The sequence below is a fragment of the Mycobacterium sp. genome (genome assembly GCF_019243155.1).
In the GTDB taxonomy this organism is placed as follows: Bacteria; Actinomycetota; Actinomycetes; order Mycobacteriales; family Mycobacteriaceae; genus Mycobacterium.
In genome coordinates, this window is record NZ_JAFAUS010000404.1 from 1 (window position 1) to 2,542 (window position 2,542).

Annotated in this window: 1 protein-coding gene and 1 pseudogene; both read right to left on the bottom strand. The window is 66.9% G+C overall.

From position 1 onward, the window contains the following. A pseudogene (locus tag JOZ00_RS20765) lies at nt 1–534 on the bottom strand (hypothetical protein); the annotation flags it as partial. An 88-nt stretch (nt 535–622) separates the two neighbouring features. Continuing rightward, a partial coding sequence (locus JOZ00_RS20770; RefSeq protein ID WP_293347323.1) for an alpha/beta hydrolase-fold protein occupies nt 623–2,542 on the bottom strand: 1,920 nt, incomplete at its 5' end.

A 2,542-nucleotide genomic window follows, 5' to 3' on the forward strand; every position in this document is an offset into this window, starting at 1 on the left:
CGTATCCAGAAGTGACTTCGACGCGTTGAGCGCGCCCCGCATTCCGCTCATCGCCGCGCCAAAGCTTCGCCAACGTCCCGCCGCCGCATGCAATCCCGCCACGTCGCCGTCGGGCCAGACGTCGTCGACGAATGACTGTATGAACGCCCACAACGCTGGTGGCGGCTGCCCGGGACCCAACGTCCCTGGCGGCCCGGGAGCCGTGATCTTGACCGGCAGCGCAGGGGCCTGCAACACCCCGGCACCACCGCCAAGCTTCGAAGCGGCTTCCGCCTTCGAATAGTTCGACGCGCCTTGGGCAATGACGGCGCCGGTGTGCCGGCAGGCGTTGATGGCGGCGGCCGCAGCCTTCAGTAGCGACTCGGCCGCATCCTGATACGCCAGCCCGAACACCATGCCCGCAATATCCAGCCCGGTGTGCGCCGCAAAACCCGCCGTCAACACGGTCATATCGGCGGCAAGGCCGTCACCGACGGCAACCACGGCACCACCCGCCGCGAACAACGCCGCAGGATCAACCACCAGTGGAGCCACGCGCGGAATTCTCGCTTAGACCGCTCGCCGCCGCCATTCACCCAAAGGTCGCCCCGCCAAGCTAACGACGATCAGTCAGCGCCACAACTCATCTGTCAACAGCCGCCAACACGATCCGGTGGCGCCCCGGTGGCACCGCCACGGTCAGGCCGGAAGGCTGACCATCCAGCTGCACATCGACCCCTTCGGGCAGGCCGCCGAGCGTGATCTGCACCGCGGTATCGGTGGCAACCGTGACCGTCGACGACGGCAACGCGGCCAGCCCGGCACGCTTGAGATCCACCGCCAGGCTCGCCACGCCGTTGAGCCGCAACGTCAGATACGGCAACGGATCTACCGACGCTCCAACCCGCCAGTCCAGCTCGCTGTACACCCCGGGCGTCGGTTCGAAGTCCAGGATGACGCCGCGATGGTGCCGAACGGTGTGCGTCGGGTCCGGCCGCGCATAGGAGCGGGCGTCGACTTCCGCGATGGCCCCGCGCCGCGCCGTCACCGGCGGGTCCGCCGCCAGCTCCGACAGCCACCACACCTGATGGGGCCCGATGCCAAGATCGGACCGGACCAATTGCGGATACCACGCGAACGTGATGTGTCCCGGATCCGCTTGTCGCAGTGCGGTTTCCATATGCTTTATCGGATCCTCGAACTTGTCCTGGAATACCCAGGCGATGTGATCCTCGAGCGGATAGACGGTGAACCGGTGCCGGTAGCCCAGCCGGTCGAGTTCGAGCACCTGCTCGGCGGCCGAGGCGAAGGGCACCAGCTCGTCGACCAGCCCGTGGGCGATGACGTACGGGAGCCAGCGCGCGTTCACGAGTAGCTTCCACGTATCGCCTTCGCGGGCGCAGGCCGAATTCAGATCGAGGTCGGCCGGAATATCCACGTCGGGAAGCAGCCGCACACCGCACGCGGGCGGGCCCGCCAACACGACCGCCTGCGAAAACACTTGCGGGTAAGTCAATCCCAGCTTATAGGCCGCATAGCCGCCCATCGAATAACCTGACACGACAGTGCGATTGGGATCGGTGCCCAACTGTTCGGCGACCCGCGCCCACACCTCCCAGACGTCGAGTTCCCCGGTGTCGAAGTACCACGTCGACGGACCTCGGGTCAGCGGCGTGACAACCACAGAGTCGCGGCCCTCGCACACCTCGTGCAGCAGGCGCGGGTCGATCGCGGCAAACTGATTCTGCCCCAACGCGAGCGAATGCAGCAGCAGGGTCAACGGCAGCGTCTGACCCGGCTTGAAACTCGACGGCAAGCACACCGCATACGGCTGCACCCGGCCGAGGAATTGCGGCTTGGTGCTCAAGATGTTGTCGACGGCGATCCCCTGACCCAGTTCGACCGAGGACACATACCACCGCGTCGACGGGCCGGTGATCACCGGTTCCGGTTCGGTTTCGCCGTCGGCAAGCCGGTCCCACTCGACCTTGACGGCGAACTCGGAGACGTCGCCGTGGGACAGGGCCGCGGCCTGGGCGGAATCGGACCAGAAGTTCAGATGTGTCGGCTCTTGGGCGTTGGTGCGAAACGCGACGTTGTAGACGCTGGGCTGCCCCGGCAATGCCCCGCGCTCGGCGGGCACATCCGCGAAAGCATCGCCCGTGGCGTTGGCCAGCCCCGACGCCAGCCGAACCGTCCAGGTGCCGGTGGGCTCTAGCACGGATCGCGACACCTGTGCCAAAAACGAACGCGACCGCATGTCGACACTGTGCTCGACGGCCGTCGTGGCCTGCGTGCTGAGATCGATCAGTGCGGCGCCACTTCCGGAAACCAGCAACGCCATGTCGATGCCGGCCGAGCGCACACCCGCGCCGGCCGGCCATTGCTCCGAACCGACGCGGTCCGCGCCCGTGTCGAACGTGAACAGCGCAATGGGCACCGAAGCCGCCAGCAGCGTGTTCCAGTCGATCCGCCACCAGGTGTGCGTCTCGGTGAGCCCGATCGCGACGCGGAAGATGTCGGCGCCGTTGCCCGCCGCGGCACCGTCGGGATACACGTAGGT